The organism is Pseudomonas sp. SMSB3 (genome assembly GCF_052041965.1).
Lineage (GTDB): Bacteria > Pseudomonadota > Gammaproteobacteria > Pseudomonadales > Pseudomonadaceae > Aquipseudomonas.
Window position 1 is genome coordinate 55402 of sequence record NZ_JBKGGV010000015.1, and the last position, 14518, is coordinate 69919.

15 protein-coding genes are annotated in these 14518 nt (G+C 64.0%); 4 read left to right on the forward strand and 11 right to left on the reverse strand.

Annotated elements, in window-relative coordinates; all coding sequences use genetic code 11:
• Window positions 1-130: 130 nt before the first annotated feature.
• The 8 genes from ACLEJW_RS20480 to ACLEJW_RS20515 are packed head-to-tail and all read right to left on the reverse strand — an operon-like array spanning window position 131 to window position 8088.
• The gene (locus ACLEJW_RS20480) at window positions 131-1135 is read right to left on the reverse strand and encodes a septal ring lytic transglycosylase RlpA family protein (RefSeq protein ID WP_440778149.1); all 1005 of its coding nucleotides are present in this window, start codon (window positions 1133-1135) and stop codon (window positions 131-133) included.
• Window positions 1135-2145 carry a lytic murein transglycosylase B gene (gene mltB, locus ACLEJW_RS20485; protein WP_440778150.1) on the reverse strand — a complete coding sequence of 337 codons (1011 nt, stop codon included), beginning with the start codon at window positions 2143-2145 and terminating at the stop codon, window positions 1135-1137. Before mltB ends, ACLEJW_RS20480 begins: the two co-directional genes overlap by 1 nt.
• Window positions 2146-2162: 17 nt before the next feature.
• The gene (gene rodA / locus ACLEJW_RS20490; protein WP_178108360.1) at window positions 2163-3266 is read right to left on the reverse strand and encodes a rod shape-determining protein RodA; all 1104 of its coding nucleotides are present in this window, start codon (window positions 3264-3266) and stop codon (window positions 2163-2165) included.
• A gap of 38 nt (window positions 3267-3304) precedes the next feature.
• Window positions 3305-5194 carry a penicillin-binding protein 2 gene (gene mrdA, locus ACLEJW_RS20495; protein WP_145190489.1) on the reverse strand — a complete coding sequence of 630 codons (1890 nt, stop codon included), beginning with the start codon at window positions 5192-5194 and terminating at the stop codon, window positions 3305-3307.
• 16 nt (window positions 5195-5210) lie between these two features.
• Entirely contained in the window at window positions 5211-5678 is a 468-nt protein-coding gene (gene rlmH, locus ACLEJW_RS20500; RefSeq protein ID WP_008090421.1) for a 23S rRNA (pseudouridine(1915)-N(3))-methyltransferase RlmH, read from the reverse strand.
• Window positions 5679-5687: 9 nt separating this feature from the next.
• Window positions 5688-6110, reverse strand: a complete 423-nt coding sequence (rsfS, locus tag ACLEJW_RS20505) for a ribosome silencing factor (RefSeq protein WP_145190486.1) — start codon at window positions 6108-6110, stop codon at window positions 5688-5690.
• 45 nt (window positions 6111-6155) lie between these two features.
• On the reverse strand, window positions 6156-6815 hold the full coding sequence (nadD, locus tag ACLEJW_RS20510) for a nicotinate-nucleotide adenylyltransferase (RefSeq protein WP_145190483.1): 660 nt from the start codon (window positions 6813-6815) through the stop codon (window positions 6156-6158).
• 1 nt (window position 6816) lies between these two features.
• The gene (locus tag ACLEJW_RS20515; protein ID WP_313302896.1) at window positions 6817-8088 is read right to left on the reverse strand and encodes a glutamate-5-semialdehyde dehydrogenase; all 1272 of its coding nucleotides are present in this window, start codon (window positions 8086-8088) and stop codon (window positions 6817-6819) included.
• 206 nt (window positions 8089-8294) lie between these two features.
• On the opposite strand from ACLEJW_RS20515, the gene ACLEJW_RS20520 reads away from it, so the two are divergent.
• Together ACLEJW_RS20520 and ACLEJW_RS20525 are read left to right on the forward strand one after the other, a co-directional pair.
• Complete coding sequence (locus tag ACLEJW_RS20520) at window positions 8295-8987, forward strand: DNA-3-methyladenine glycosylase (protein WP_145190477.1); 693 nt, start codon at window positions 8295-8297, stop codon at window positions 8985-8987.
• Window positions 8988-8990: 3 nt separating this feature from the next.
• Window positions 8991-10307, forward strand: a complete 1317-nt coding sequence (locus tag ACLEJW_RS20525; protein ID WP_440778151.1) for a bifunctional DedA family/phosphatase PAP2 family protein — start codon at window positions 8991-8993, stop codon at window positions 10305-10307.
• Window positions 10308-10361: 54 nt separating this feature from the next.
• Here ACLEJW_RS20525 and ACLEJW_RS20530 read toward each other — a convergent pair whose 3' ends face one another.
• From ACLEJW_RS20530 to ACLEJW_RS20540, 3 genes are read right to left on the reverse strand one after another with little or no spacing between them, the layout of a single operon-like run.
• Complete coding sequence (locus ACLEJW_RS20530) at window positions 10362-10952, reverse strand: LON peptidase substrate-binding domain-containing protein (RefSeq protein WP_145190471.1); 591 nt, start codon at window positions 10950-10952, stop codon at window positions 10362-10364.
• Window positions 10953-10961: 9 nt separating this feature from the next.
• The gene (locus tag ACLEJW_RS20535; protein ID WP_313457745.1) at window positions 10962-11678 is read right to left on the reverse strand and encodes an LrgB family protein; all 717 of its coding nucleotides are present in this window, start codon (window positions 11676-11678) and stop codon (window positions 10962-10964) included.
• On the reverse strand, window positions 11675-12040 hold the full coding sequence (locus ACLEJW_RS20540; protein WP_145190465.1) for a CidA/LrgA family protein: 366 nt from the start codon (window positions 12038-12040) through the stop codon (window positions 11675-11677). The genes ACLEJW_RS20535 and ACLEJW_RS20540 overlap by 4 nt, the downstream gene beginning before the upstream one ends.
• Before the next feature lie 143 nt (window positions 12041-12183).
• Here ACLEJW_RS20540 and ACLEJW_RS20545 point away from each other — a divergent pair, with 143 nt between their 5' ends.
• Together ACLEJW_RS20545 and ACLEJW_RS20550 are read left to right on the forward strand one after the other, a co-directional pair.
• Complete coding sequence (locus ACLEJW_RS20545) at window positions 12184-12639, forward strand: MaoC family dehydratase (RefSeq protein WP_313302884.1); 456 nt, start codon at window positions 12184-12186, stop codon at window positions 12637-12639.
• Window positions 12640-12767: 128 nt separating this feature from the next.
• On the forward strand, window positions 12768-14501 hold the full coding sequence (locus ACLEJW_RS20550) for a C13 family peptidase (RefSeq protein ID WP_440778152.1): 1734 nt from the start codon (window positions 12768-12770) through the stop codon (window positions 14499-14501).
• The last annotated feature ends 17 nt before the right edge of the window (window positions 14502-14518 follow it).

Here is a 14518-nt window from a genome sequence, read left to right on the forward strand (position 1 = left end):
AAAGCCGACATTGTACATGGCTCAGTTGCAAAGGCGAGCGCAGCGGAAAGCTTCAAGCTACAAGACAAGAGCCGATCGCGTCCGGGCTTTGCCTTGTAGCTTGCGCTAGGCAGCTTGCTGCTGCATCGCCTTAGTCCGCTGTGACCAGCTTGGCCTGGCCAAGGTTCGCCATGCGGATGCTGTTTTGTGCTTGCTGGATTTCGCCCTGGCTGGTGAACGGGCCCAGGCGCACGCGGTGCAGGGTTTGCTGGTTGCGCACGATCGAACTGATGAACACCGGCGCGCTGACCATGGTGCTCAGTTTCGAGCGCAGCAACTCGGCAGCATCGGGGTTGGCGAAGGCGCCGACTTGCAGCACGTTGCCACCATTGCCGGCCGGTACGCTGGTGCCGCCGACCTGCACCGGCACCACCGGCGCCGCATGCTGCTGCGGCGGCGGGGTCCACTGCTCGACCCGGCCGGTGCTGGCCGGGATTGGCTGGGTCTGCGCCACTTGCGGCTCCTTGAGCACCAGCGGTGGCTGCTGGCCCTTCTGCGCCCACCACTGCTGCGGGTCGATCCCCTCGACGCGCACGTGGGCAGTGCCGCTCTCGGCATAACCAAGCTTCTTCGCCGCCGCGTAGGACAAGTCGATGATCCGGTCCGAATAGAACGGGCCACGGTCGTTGACCCGCAGGATCACGCTGCGGCCGTTACCCAGGTTGGTCACCTTCACATAGGCCGGCAGCGGCAAGGTCTTGTGCGCCGCACTCATGCCGTAGAGGTCGTAGAGCTCGCCGTTGGCAGTGTTCTGCCCATGGAACTTGGTGCCGTACCAGGATGCCGTGCCCTCGGCGCGGTAGTTGCGCGAGTCCTGCATCGGGTAGTAGGTCTTGCCCAGCACGGTGTAGGGGTTGGCCTTGTAGTTGCCGGTGTGCACGGTCGGAGTGGCATCGGGGATCTTGTTGACATCGACGTCCCACCACGGCGCGCCGTCCTTGTGCGCCCGGTTGATGTCCAGGCCAGGTTGCGCGCGGACCACGTTGGTGCTTTTGCTCGGCGCGCTCGGCCGGCTGGAAGAACAGCTGACCAGCAGCGCGCCAACGGCCATGCAGCCGAGCAGCTTGAGGGTGTTGCCAGAGAAGATTGCGCGCATTAGTTGACGCCCCGTGCTTGGACCAGCTGTTCAGCGAGCTGATGCACCGCCATGGCATACATCACGCTGCGATTGTAACGCGTGATCGCATAGAAATTTTTCAGCCCCATCCAGTATTCGGGGCCGTTGTCGCCTTCCAGGCGGAAGGCCGTGACCGGCAGATCATCGGGCAACGCATCATGGCTCGACCAGCCCAGCGCCCGCAACTGGCCGAAGGTTTTCGCAGGCTCGATACCTGTGGTCAGGCCCTGATCGGCCTGAGCGCCATTGACCTGGGCGCGACTGACCACGCCTTCGCCTGCCACCCAGCCATGGCGCTTGAAATAGCTGGCCACGCTGCCGATGGCATCGTCAGGGTTGTTCCAGATGTTGATGTGACCGTCGCCGTCGAAGTCCACCGCGTAGTTGCGAAAGCTGCTCGGCATGAACTGCGGCAGGCCCATGGCGCCGGCGTAGGAGCCCTTCAGCGTCAATGGGTCGAGCTGCTCGTCGCGGGCCAGCAGCAGGTACTCGCGCAGTTCCTTGCGGAAGAAGTCGGCGCGCGGCGGGTAGTCGAAGCCCAAGGTCGTCAGGGCATCGATGACGCGGTAGTTGCCGGTATTGCGACCGAAGAACGTTTCCACACCGATGATCGCCACGACGTACTGCGCCGGCACGCCGTATCCCTGCTCGGCCCGCGCCAGTACCGCCTCGTGCTGACGCCAGAAGTCCACGCCACGGGCGATGCGCGCGTCGGTGATGAACATCGGCCGGTAGTCTTTCCACGGTTTGACCCGCTCGGCCGGCCGGGAGATGGCGTCGAGGATCGACTGCTTGCGCTGTACTTCGCTGAACACGGCTGTCAGCTGCTCGGGAGCGAAGCCATAGTCGCGGCTCATCTGGCCCACGAACTCGGCAACCTGTGGCGAGCCATCGTAGTCGCCTGCCTGAGCCAGCTGTACAGCGCCGAACAGGCCTGCCGCACCGAGCCACGGTGCACATCGGAAAGCCCAGCTACGCACTGCTTGCATGAAATTCTTCACCTTATTCAAACCTGAGCGATCCACTTGCGGTGCGTGTGGATCGACATCAAAACGCCAAACGCTGACAGCAGCGTCACCAACGAAGTTCCGCCATAGCTGATGAAGGGCAGCGGCACACCCACCACGGGGAGCAGCCCGCTGACCATCCCGATATTGACGAACACGTATACAAAGAAGGTCATGGTCAGGCTGCCTGCCAGCAGCTTGCCGAACAGGGTCTGGGCTTGGGCAGTGATCATCAGCCCTCGGCCGATCAGCAGCAGATAGACGATCAGCAGCAGGCAGATACCGACCAGGCCGAACTCCTCGCCGAGCACCGCGATGATGAAGTCAGTGTGGCTTTCGGGGAGGAAATCCAGATGCGACTGGGTGCCCAGCAACCAGCCTTTGCCGAACACCCCGCCCGAGCCGATCGCCGCCTTGGACTGGATGATGTTCCAGCCGGTGCCCAGGGGGTCGCTTTCCGGGTCGAGGAAGGTCAGCACGCGTTGTTTCTGGTAGTCGTGCATGACGAAGAACCACATCGCCACCGCCACCGGCACCGTGGCGGTGATCACACTGAGGATCCAGCGCCAGCGCAGGCCGCCCATGAACAGCACGAACGCCCCGGAGGCCAGGATCAGCAGCGCCGTGCCCAGGTCAGGCTGTCGCACGATCAGAATGAACGGCACGCCGATCAGCACCAGGCTGATCGCCACGTGCTTGAGGTGCGGCGGCAAGGTGCGCTTGGACAGGTACCAGGCGATGGTCGCCGGCATGATGATCTTGAGAAACTCCGAGGGCTGGAAGCGAATCACCCCGGGGATGTTGATCCAGCGCGTAGCGCCCATGGCGTTGTGGCCCATGACGTCCACCACCACCAGCAGGAACACCCCGACCAGATAGGCCAGCGGCACCCAGCGCGCCATGAAGCGCGGCTCCAACTGGGCGATGATGACCATCGACACCAACCCGATGCCGAATGAGGTGGCCTGCTTGAGCAGCAGGTCCCAGTTCTTGCCGCTGGCCGAATAGAGCACGAACAGGCTGCCGGCGGCCAGGGTCAGGAGGATGATCAGCAAGGGGCCGTCGATGTGGATGCGCTGCAGAAAGCTGGCGCGGCGCCGCATCACGTCCTCGCTGGAGAGCATGCGATCGAAATTGTTCTTCACGGGGCCGTTTCCTGGGCAACGGTGGCAGGCGCGTATTCAGTCTTGAGCCGGCCGTTCTCGTCGAGCAGCCAGGCATCCATGATCTGGCGCACCACGGGGGCAGCGACGCCGGAGCCAGACTCACCGTTCTCGACCATCACCGAGACCACGATCCGAGGATCGTCGGCCGGGGCGAAGGCGACGAACAGCGCGTGGTCGCGGTGGCGCTCCTGGAGTTTGTTGCGGTCGTATTTCTCGCCCTGCTTGATGGCTACCACCTGGGCGGTACCACTCTTGCCGGCGATGCGGTACTGGGCGCCGGCAGCGGCCTTGCGGGCGGTGCCGCGGGCGTTGTGCATCACCTGCTCCATGCCATGGGTCACCTTGGCCCAATCGGACTTGTCACGCAGCACGATGTTGTCCATCGGGTTAGGGTCCACGGGCGGCTGGCCTTCGATGGTCTTGGCCAGGTGCGGGCGGTTCCACACACCTTTGTTGGCGATCAGCGCGGTGGCCTGGGCCAGCTGCAGCGGGGTCGCCTGCATGTAACCCTGGCCGATACCAAGAATCAGCGTTTCGCCCGGGAACCAGGCCTGGCGGCGGGTGGCGCGTTTCCATTCGCGCGACGGCATCAAGCCTGAAGATTCCTCGAACATGTCCAGGGCGACCTTCTGGCCGATACCGAACTTGTTCATGTAGGTGGACAGGCGATCGATGCCCATCTTGTGCGCAAGGTCGTAGAAGTAGGTGTCGTTGGAACGCATGATCGCCGTGTCCAGGTCGACCCAGCCGTCGCCGGTGCGGTTCCAGTTGCGGTACTTGTGGTCGTAGTTGGGCAGCTGGTAATAGCCAGGGTCGAACACCCGACTGCTGGCGTTGACCACGCCGCTGTCGAGGCCGGCGATGGCGACCGCTGGCTTGATCGTCGAGCCTGGCGGGTAGAGGCCGCGTAACACCCGGTTGAACAGTGGTCGGTCGATCGAATCGCGCAGTTCGGCGTACGCCTTGAAGCTGATGCCGGTGACGAACAGGTTGGGGTCGAAGCTGGGCTGGCTGACCATCGCCAGCACTTCGCCGGTGCGCGGATCGAGCGCCACCACGGCGCCACGGCGGCCGCCTAGCGCGGCCTCGGCAGCTTCCTGCAGCTTGATGTCCAGGCTCAGGACGATGTCCTTGCCAGGCACTGGATCGGTCCGCTTGAGTACGCGCAGCACGCGGCCGCGGGCGTTGGTTTCGACCTCTTCATAGCCGACCTGGCCGTGCAGCTCAGGCTCGTAGAAGCGCTCGATGCCGGTCTTGCCGATATGGTGGGTGCCGCTGTAGTTGACCGGATCGAGGGATTTCAGCTCTTTCTCGTTGATCCGCCCGACATAACCGACCGAATGGGCAAAATGCGCCCCTTGCGGGTAGTGCCGCACCAGCTGGGCGACCACCTCGACCCCCGGCAGGCGGAACTGGTTGACCGCTATGCGCGCGATCTGGTCCTCGTTCAGCTCGAACAGAATCGGCACCGGCTCGAACGGCCGGCGCCCCTGCTTCATGCGTTTTTCGAACAGTGCCCGATCATCTTCGGTCAGTTGCAGCACCTCGACGATGGTGTCGAGCACCTGCTCCCAGTTGCCAGCCCGCTCGCGGGTCATCGACAGGCTGAAGCTGGGCCGGTTGTCGGCGATGATCACCCCGTTGCGGTCGAAGATCAGCCCGCGGGTCGGCGGAATCGGCTGCACGTGCACCCGGTTGTTTTCCGAAAGCGTGGAATGATAGTCGTACTGGATGATCTGCAGGTAATACAGGCGCGCGATGAGCACGCAGATGAGCAGCATGATCGCCACCGCGCCGACAACGACGCGGTTACGCACCAGGCGGGCGTCTTTCTCGTGGTCCTTGAGACGGATCGGCTGCGACATCGGACTGCTTACAGGCTCATTTGTGGTAAGGGTGCCCGGACAGCACGGTCCAGGCGCGGTAGATCTGCTCGCCGATGAGTATCCTTACCAACGGGTGCGGCAAGGTCAGCGGCGACAGCGACCAGCGTTGCTCGGCGCGCGCGCAGACCTCAGGCGCCAGCCCTTCCGGGCCGCCCACCATCAAATTCACCGTGCGTGAGTCAAGCCGCCAGCGGTCCAGCTCGGTCGCCAGCTGCTCGGTACTCCACGGCTTGCCATGGACCTCGAGGGTAACGATGCGTTCCCCAGGCTGGACCTTGCTCAGCATCGCTTCGCCCTCCTGACGGATCAGGCGGGCGACGTCGGCATTCTTGCCACGGGTGTTCAGCGGAATTTCCACCAGCTCCAGCGACAGCTCCTGGGGCAGGCGCTTGGCATATTCATGCCAGCCTTCCTCGACCCATTTGGGCATGCGCGAACCGACCGCGATCAGGCGAAGACGCACGACGCTTCCTTATTCCCGATCTTTGAGCTTGTCGGTGAAGTAGTCGCTGGCGTTTTCCGGGCTGTGGTGCTTGGCATCGGCAGCGCGGCTCTGCTCGGCACCCATCCACAGGCGCTCCAGGTCGTAGAACTGACGGGCTGCGGCGGTCATCATGTGGACGATGACGTCGTTCAGGTCCAGCAGCACCCAGTCACTGTCGCCCTTGCCTTCTTCGCCCAGGGGCTGTGCGCCCTGCTTCTTGACCGCTTCACGGACCTTTTCCAGCATCGCGTTGATCTGGCGGTTGGAGGTGCCGGTGGCGATGATCATGTAGTCGGTCAGGCTGTGCTTCTCGCGCACGTCGATGACCTGGATGTCCTGGGCCTTGACGTCTTCCAGGGCGCTGATGGTCAGCTTGACCAGTTCTTCGCCATTGATTTTCTGCTTGCTCATATAAAACTCTTCGACTCTTTTGAATGAGGCGCCCTGGGGGCACCGTCAGTTGGGGGCACGATACAGTTCGTGCGCCTCGATGTAGGCCAGTACGGCGTCCGGCACCAGGAACCTCACCGACTTGCCGCTGGCCAGCAGCTGTCGGATCTGAGTAGCCGACACCGCGAGCGGTGTCTGCCAGACGAACGAAATATTCCCCGCCGGGCCGGACATGGCGGTGGGATCGCTCTGCGAACGCGCAGCCAGCAGGTTGCGCAGTTCGTCGGGTGGTTCGACGTCGGCATCCGGGCGTTGCAGCACCAGGATGTGACAGTGTTGCAGCAGTTCTTCCCAGCGGTGCCAGGTGGGCAGGCCGCAGAAAGCGTCCCAGCCCAGTACCAGGAACAACTGGTCGTCGACGCCCAGCTCGGCGCGAACCGACTCCAGGGTGTCGATGGTGTACGACGGTTTGTCACGTTCCAGCTCGCGGGCGTCGACGCTGAGGCCAGCGACGCCCTGCACCGCTTCACGGACCATGGCCAGGCGATTGTGCGCGGTCACTTGCGGCGTATCGCGGTGCGGCGGGCGGGCGTTGGGCAACAGGCGCAGCTCATCGAGCGCCATGAATTCGGCGACTTCCAGCGCACTGCGCAGGTGACCGATATGCACGGGGTCGAAGGTGCCGCCAAGAATGCCGACGCGCCGCACTGCCTGGGCCTTGCTCAACTCAGCAGGACTCCTGGCCGCGCAGTTGACCGTCGCCGATCACCACGTATTTTTCGCAGGTCAGGCCTTCGAGGCCGACCGGGCCGCGGGCATGCAGCTTGTCGGTGGAAATGCCGATTTCCGCCCCCAGGCCATACTCGAAGCCATCGGCGAAGCAGGTCGGGGTGTTGAGCATGACCGATGCCGAATCGACCTCGGCCATGAACTGCCGAGCCTGGCCCTGGTGTTCGCTGATGATCGAATCGGTATGGTGCGAGCCGTAATGATTGATGTGCTCGATGGCCTGCTCCAGGCCATCGACGACGCGAATCGACAGGATCGCATCGAGGTACTCGGTGTGCCAGTCGTCCTCGCTGGCCGGCTTGGCATCGATCAGTGCCTGGGTACGCTCGCAGCCACGCAATTCGACACCTTTGTCATGGAAGCGGCGTGCCATTTCCGGCAGGAAGGCTTCGGCCACCTGCTGGTCGACCAGCAGGGTTTCCATGGCGCCACAGATGCCGTAGCGGTAGGTCTTGGCGTTGAACGCCACGTTCCAGGCCTTGTCGAGGTCGGCGTGCTGGCTGACGTAGACGTGGCAGATGCCGTCCAGGTGCTTGATCACCGGGACGCGGGCATCGCGGCTGATGCGCTCGATCAGGCCACGGCCACCGCGCGGGACGATGACGTCGACGAACTCGGGCATGCTGATCAGCGCGCCCACCGCTTCACGGTCGGTGGTTTCCACTACCTGGACCACCGCTGCCGGCAGACCGGCTACCGCCAGGCCACGCTGAATGCACGTGGCAATGGCGCGGTTGGAATGAATGGCCTCGGAGCCGCCCCGCAAAATGGTGGCATTGCCCGACTTCAAGCACAGGCTCGCGGCATCGATGGTCACGTTCGGGCGTGATTCGTAGATGATCCCGATCACGCCCAGCGGCACGCGCATCTTGCCCACCTGGATACCCGAGGGCCGATAGCTCATGTCGCGGATCGCACCAACCGGATCCGGCAGGCTGGCCACCTGGCGCAGGCCGGTGATCATGCCGTCGATGCGCGCCGGCGTCAGCGCCAGGCGGTCGAGCAACGCAGCTTCGAGGCCGTTGGCGCGGCCGGCGGCCAGGTCCCGTTCATTGGCTGCGGCGAGCTCGCCACGGGCAGCATCCAGCGCATCGGCGGCAGCCTGCAGGGCGCGGTTCTTCTGCGCAGTGCTGGCTCGGGCGATGACGCGGGAGGCCTGGCGGGCGGCGCGACCCAGGCGGGTCATGTAGTCAAGAACGGACTCAGTCATCGGTACGGTGTCTTGGCAAAGGGGAAATCGGCTGATTATAACTGGCGCGCAGGTATACGCCCAGCGGCGGCTGGCGGATGGTAGAAAATGCCTGGGGCTAATCCATAGGAAAGATGTAACGACACTTAACGAACTGTCCCTCTTCAGCCTCGATTAAGCGATTCGTTGCTATCATCCCTCGCCTTCACTGTGACGAAGCGTATCGCATGCCAGCCTTTGCCCCGTGCCCTCATCGCGCCTTGCCCGACAGCTTCTTCGACCAGGACGCCCAGACCTTGGCCAGGCGCCTGCTCGGCAAGGTCATCCGCCACCGCCAGGGGGACCTGTGGCTGGCCGCGCGCATCATCGAAACCGAGGCCTATTACCTCACCGACAAAGGCAGCCATGCATCGCTGGGCTACACCGAGAAGCGCAAGGCGTTGTTCCTCGACGGTGGGCATATCTACATGTACTACGCCCGTGGCGGTGACTCGCTGAATTTCAGCGCTCAAGGGCCGGGCAATGCGGTGCTGATCAAATCGGCCTATCCCTGGGTCGATGGCGTTTCCGATGCCAACAGCCTGGCGCAGATGCAGCTGAACAACCCGGATGCCAGCGGCAACCTGCGCCCGGCCGAACGCCTGTGCGCCGGGCAGACGCTGCTGTGCAAGGCGCTGGGCCTGAAGGTGCCACATTGGGACGCGCAACGCTTCGACCCCGAACGCCTGTACGTCGAAGACTGCGGCATCGCTGTGCCGCGAGTGATCCAGACCACCCGCCTGGGTATTCCCCATGGCCGCGACGAACACCTGCCGTACCGTTTCGTCGATGCCGAATACGCCCGTTTCTGCACCCGGAACCCACTGCGCCGGGGCCAAGTCGAAGGGCAGGACTTTTTCATCCTCGAACAAGGAATCTGAAACATGGGCCAATGGCTCGACAGCCTGACCGGCTGGCTCAGTGCCAACCCCGAGTGGCTTGGGGTGGCGATTTTCATGGTGGCGTGCGTCGAGTGCCTGGCCATCGCCGGCATCATCGTGCCGGGTACGGTGTTGCTCTTCGCCGTCGCGGTGCTGGCCGGCAGCGGCACCTTCAGCCTGGGTGAAACGCTGCTGCTGGGGTTTCTTGGCGGGCTGCTGGGCGATGCCCTGTCCTACACCATCGGCAAGCGCTTCCACCAAGGCATCCGGCGCCTGCCGCTACTGCGCGATCACCCGGAGTGGATCGGCCGCGCCGAAATGTACTTCAAGCGCTATGGCATCGCCAGCCTGCTGGTCGGCCGCTTCATCGGCCCCTTGCGGCCCATGCTGCCGATGGTCGCCGGCATGTTCGACATGCCGCTGCCGCGCTTCATCGCCGTCAGCCTGCTGGCCGCTGCCGGCTGGTCGGTCGCCTATCTGCTGCCGGGCTGGGCCACTGGCGCGGCCATGCGCCTGCCGTTACCGGAAGGTTTCTGGCTGGATGCGGGAATCATCGCCGGCACCTTGGCGGTCCTGATTGGGCTGAGCCTGAGCAGCAGCATTCGTGACCGACGCCATGGTACGCGGCTGATCGCGGGGCTGTGTTTCATCGCCTTGGCCGGGGTGTTTCTGGGCTGGCCGTACCTGCACGAGTTCGACCAGGGGGTGATGACCCTGGTGCAGGAGCACCGCAGCCAGGCCATCGATGGCGCCGTGGTGGTGGTGACCCGGCTGGGCGATTTCAAGACGCAATTCTTCCTCGGCGGCCTGCTCACCGGCCTGCTGTTGCTGGTGCGGCAATGGCGTCACGCCCTTTATGCCGGCAGCACACTGATCGGTACCGCCCTGGCCAATGGCACGCTTAAATGGCTGTTCGCCCGCGCCCGGCCCGAAGTGCTGACCGATCCGCTGACCAGCTACAGCATGCCCAGCGGCCATAGCTCGGCGTCGTTCGCCTTCTTTCTGACCTTGGCCATCCTGGCCGGCCGTGGTCAGCCGCCGCGCATGCGCCTGACCTGGGTGATGCTGGGCTGCATTCCAGCGCTGGCGATTGCCTTGTCACGGGTATATCTCGGCGCCCACTGGCCGACCGACATCATGGCCGGCGCCCTGCTCGCCTGCTGCATCAGCGCCCTGAGCCTGACCCTGGTGCAATACCGCCAGCCGCTCACCGCCATGCCGCAGCGGGTCTGGTGGTTGATCCTGCCGGCCTGTATCGCGATGCTGGCGTTCTTCGCCCTGTACGCACTGCCGCAGGCAGTGCTGCGCTACCAGTATTGAACACCGGCCGGGCGGCCTGCGATGCGCGGGCCGCCTGGCAGTGAACGCAGGCGCTCAGGCGAACAGCTCGCCCTGAATGCGCTCGAGCAGGCGCTGGATTTCTTCAAGGCGCTCGGCGGGCGATGCGATGGCCAGCAGGTCGAGCTTGTCCTCTTCCACGAAGGGCAACAGATAGGCCAGCTGGTTGGCCAGCGCCTGGCGCCCATCGACGTCACGCGGCATGTCCAGCGCTTCGACCATGGGGTGCTCGCCCAGCGCCACCAACAACGCCAGCAGGTCATCGTCCTGCTCGGTCAGCGGGCTGTCCGGTTGCTCTGCCAGCCAATGCACCTCACCGACCAGCAGCTGATCCTTCTGTACCTCGGTCGCATTCAGCTCGAAGCGGCGCACGCCTTCGACGCGAATGCCCAGCAAGCCGTTCTCCTGCTGGACGAAGTCGCGGATCAGCGCTTCGCAACCGATCGAGGCGACCACCGGCGGTGCGTTGCCGACCTGTTCACCCTCGACGATGCACACCACGCCAAAGCCTGCGCCCTGCTTCATGCAGCGACCGATCATGTCCAGATAGCGCGCCTCGAAGATCTGCAGGTCCAGCAAACACCCGGGGAACAACACGGTATTGAGGGGAAACAGCGGTAGCGTCATCACAACTCCTCAGGCCACCAGGCTGACCGCCAGCGGCAGGAACACTGCCGTGGCCACACCCATCAGGCTCATCGCCAACGCGGCAAAGGCGCCGCATTCGTCACTTTCCTGCAAGGCCACCGAGGTGCCCACGGCATGCGCCGTGATACCCAGCGCCATGCCCCGCGCTTCCGGGCTGAGCACCCCCAGACGGCTCAGCAGCGCCGGCCCGAAGATCGCGCCGATCACCCCGGTGATCAACACGAACACCGCCGCCAGTGCGGCCACGCCACCGATCTGCTCGGCGACCAGCATGGCGATCGGCGAAGTCACCGATTTCGGCGCCATGGTCATCAGGATCATGTGTTCGGCGCCGAACCACCCGCCCAGCAGCAGGCAGCACAGGGTGGCGAACAGGCCTCCGATTACCAGCGTAGTAAAAATCGGCCAGAACAGCTGACGGATGCGCCGCAGGTTCAGGTACAGCGGCACCGCCAGGGCGACCGTCGCAGGGCCGAGCAGAACGTTCATGATCTCGGTGCTCTGGCGATACTCGGCATAGCTGATACCGCAGGTGAGCAGCACGCCGATGACCAGCAGCATCGACACCAGTACCGGCTGCAGGAAAATCCAGCGGGTCCTCTCGAAGGCGCCGAGGACGATCTGATAGGCACCCAGGGTGATGCCGATCCCGAACAACGGATGGTGCACGACCGCTTCGATTGCGCCCTGCCAGTCGAAGATCATGGCTGTTCCTCATGCTTGCGATGCTGGCGATCGATGAGCTTCTGCATCAACACGCCAACGAAAACCAGCGTCAGCAGGCAAGAAATGACCAGGGCGCCGGCGATGGCCCAGAAATCGGCGGCAATGTCCTTGGCGTACACCATGACCCCGACCGCCGGTGGCACCAGCAACAATGGCAGATAGCGCAGCAGGCTGCCTGCAGCCTCGTTCAGCGGCTTGCCCACCTCGCCGCGGGCCATCAGGAAACACAGCAGCAACAACAGGCCGATGATCGGCCCAGGCAGAATGGGTGCGCACAAATGGTTGAGCGCCGTGCCGAGCAGCTGGAACAGCACCAGCCAGGTCAAACCACGCAACAGCATAACGATCTCCTTCAGGCATGCTGGCCATTATAAGCATGCCCCGGCTATTCCCCGGTATTCGCCAAATTGCGGGTCGCTTGACTGGACCGTTTGACCGTGCTGATCTTGTACGTCCGTACCAGATGACAACTCGGAGAGTCGCGATGCCCCAAGTACCGGTGAATGAGCTTGTGCAGTACGTTGGCAAGGAGCTGGGACGCTCCGACTGGCTGCAGATCGACCAGCAGCGCATCAACCTGTTTGCCGAGGCGACCGGCGACTTCCAATTCATCCACGTCGATCCGGAAAAAGCCGCCAAAACGCCGTTCGGCAGCACCATCGCCCACGGTTTCCTGACCCTGTCGCTGATCCCGCTGCTGATGGAAGACATCCTGGTGTTGCCACAGGGGCTGAAGATGGTCGTCAACTATGGCCTGGACAGTGTGCGGTTCATCCAACCAGTCAAGGTCGACAGCAAGGTGCGGTTGAAAGTGGAGCTGGGCCAGGTGACGGAAAAGAAACCGGGCCAATGGCTGCTCAAGGCCACGGCAACCCTGGAAATCGAAGGCGAAGACAAGCCGGCCTACATCGCCGAGCCGCTGTCGCTGTGCTTCGTCTGAGTGATTCTGGCTGCGGGGCGTGCCGCCGTGCCCCGCCAATCGCGCGGCCATCGATTCGCGCACCGCTCTAGATACCTGAGCCCCGTATTCTGCGGCATACTCGGCAGATCTATTGCCCGGATCCTGCCATGCGTGCACTGCTTCCCCTCGCCCTGACCTTGATGCTCGCTGCCTGTGGCGATGGCGAGTCGCTGTCGCCTCCCGATGCCCGGCTGCCAGATGGCGGGCGCTACCACGGTGAGGTCGTCAACGGCCTGCTGCAGGGCGAGGGTCGCATCGATTACCCCAACGGCAGCTGGTATGCAGGCTCGTTCAAGGATGGCCAGTGGCATGGCCAGGGCGAATGGCATGGCAGCAATGGCGAGGTCTATCGCGGCCAGTTCGACCATGGGCTGTTCCACGGCCTGGGCGATCTGACGACACCGGGCAGCCACTATGCCGGCACCTTCAGCCATGGCCGACGCGACGGCGAAGGCACTCTCAAGCAAGCCGACCAGAGCTATCGCGGGCAGTTCAAGGACGATCAATACCATGGCGCAGGCCAGCTGGAGCTGGCCGACGGCAGCCGCTATCAAGGCTTGTTCGCCCATGGCAAGCCCAACGGCGCCGGGGTGCGCAGCGATGCCAGCGGCAATCAGTTCAGCGGCCGTTTCGTCGATGGCCAGTTGCAAGGCAGCGGCACCTACGACAGCGCCGAGGGCGAACAGTACATCGGTGAGTTCAAGGACAACCGCCTCGAAGGCCGTGGCCGTTACGAGAATACCGATGGCGATGTGTGGATCGGCGAGTTCAAGGACGGCGCCTTGACCGGCCAGGGCGAACTGCTCGGCAGCGACGGCAGCCATTACAAAGGCAGCTTCGTCGACTGGCGCCTGGCTGGCCAGGGCAGCCTGCAGCTGCCCGACGGCAGCCGCTACGTTGGCGGCTTCGACAATGATGCCTACCAGGGCCACGGCACGCTGACCCTGGCCAATGGCAAGGCCGAAAGCGGCAGCTGGGTCAATGGCGTGCGCGTGCGCGATGCCCAGGGCAAGCTGCTGCCAGACCCGCTGGACCTGGCGCTGCTCAACCAGGGCCAGCTGCTGGGCGAGGCGCTCGCCCAGGTGCCGCGCTCGGATGCCTCGATCCAGCTGTACAGCCTGGTACTGGCTGGCGACGGCCAGCAAAGCGTGTTCCTGCGTGAAGCCGATTACGTCAGCAATATGCTCAGGGTGCGCTTCGGCGCACACGGCCAGGTCACCCTGGTCAATCACCGCGACCAGATGGCGACCCGTCCCATGGCCACCCGCGAGAGCCTGAGCCGCGCCGCTCGGACCCTGGCCGAACGCAGCGGCCCCGAAGACCTGGTGTTCATCTACCTGACCAGCCACGGCAGCCAGGACCATCAGCTGGTGCTCGATCAGCCGCGCCTGCAACTGGCAGACCTGTCGGCCGACGCCCTGGCCAGCGCCCTCGCCCCGCTGAAGAACCGCGACAAGGTCATCGTCATCTCCGCGTGCTACTCCGGCGGCTACATCGCGCCACTCAAGGACGAGCACACCTTGATCATGACCGCCGCGCGTGCCGATCGGGTTTCGTTCGGCTGTTCGGAAGAAGCCGACTTCACTTATTTCGGCGATGCCCTGTTCGCCCAGGCGCTGAACCAGACGGATGATTTGAAACAAGCGTTTGAACTGGCGCGTGACAGTGTTGCCGAACGTGAACGAAGGGAGGGCTTCGAAGCCTCCGAGCCGCAAATGTGGGCCCCGCCTGCAGTACTGGCACACTGGCAGCAACTGCGCCAGCACCAGGCCGAAGAAGCCCTGCGTAACGCGGCTCAAGCCAAGCGCCAAGTGCGAGCGAAAATGCCGGCCAGCCGCTAAGCTTGACTGTAACAAGG

Coding starts and splice junctions, on each gene's coding strand:
- ACLEJW_RS20515 (WP_313302896.1), bottom strand. CDS start 8,088: ATGACTGAGTCCGTTCTTGACTACATGACCCGCCTGGGTCGCGCCGCC.
- ACLEJW_RS20525 (WP_440778151.1), top strand. CDS start 8,991: ATGGGCCAATGGCTCGACAGCCTGACCGGCTGGCTCAGTGCCAACCCC.
- ACLEJW_RS20545 (WP_313302884.1), top strand. CDS start 12,184: ATGCCCCAAGTACCGGTGAATGAGCTTGTGCAGTACGTTGGCAAGGAG.
- mltB (WP_440778150.1), bottom strand. CDS start 2,145: ATGCAAGCAGTGCGTAGCTGGGCTTTCCGATGTGCACCGTGGCTCGGT.
- ACLEJW_RS20480 (WP_440778149.1), bottom strand. CDS start 1,135: ATGCGCGCAATCTTCTCTGGCAACACCCTCAAGCTGCTCGGCTGCATG.
- rodA (WP_178108360.1), bottom strand. CDS start 3,266: ATGCGGCGCCGCGCCAGCTTTCTGCAGCGCATCCACATCGACGGCCCC.
- ACLEJW_RS20535 (WP_313457745.1), bottom strand. CDS start 11,678: ATGATCTTCGACTGGCAGGGCGCAATCGAAGCGGTCGTGCACCATCCG.
- mrdA (WP_145190489.1), bottom strand. CDS start 5,194: ATGTCGCAGCCGATCCGTCTCAAGGACCACGAGAAAGACGCCCGCCTG.
- rsfS (WP_145190486.1), bottom strand. CDS start 6,110: ATGAGCAAGCAGAAAATCAATGGCGAAGAACTGGTCAAGCTGACCATC.
- ACLEJW_RS20540 (WP_145190465.1), bottom strand. CDS start 12,040: ATGCTGTTGCGTGGTTTGACCTGGCTGGTGCTGTTCCAGCTGCTCGGC.
- ACLEJW_RS20550 (WP_440778152.1), top strand. CDS start 12,768: ATGCGTGCACTGCTTCCCCTCGCCCTGACCTTGATGCTCGCTGCCTGT.
- ACLEJW_RS20520 (WP_145190477.1), top strand. CDS start 8,295: ATGCCAGCCTTTGCCCCGTGCCCTCATCGCGCCTTGCCCGACAGCTTC.
- ACLEJW_RS20530 (WP_145190471.1), bottom strand. CDS start 10,952: ATGACGCTACCGCTGTTTCCCCTCAATACCGTGTTGTTCCCCGGGTGT.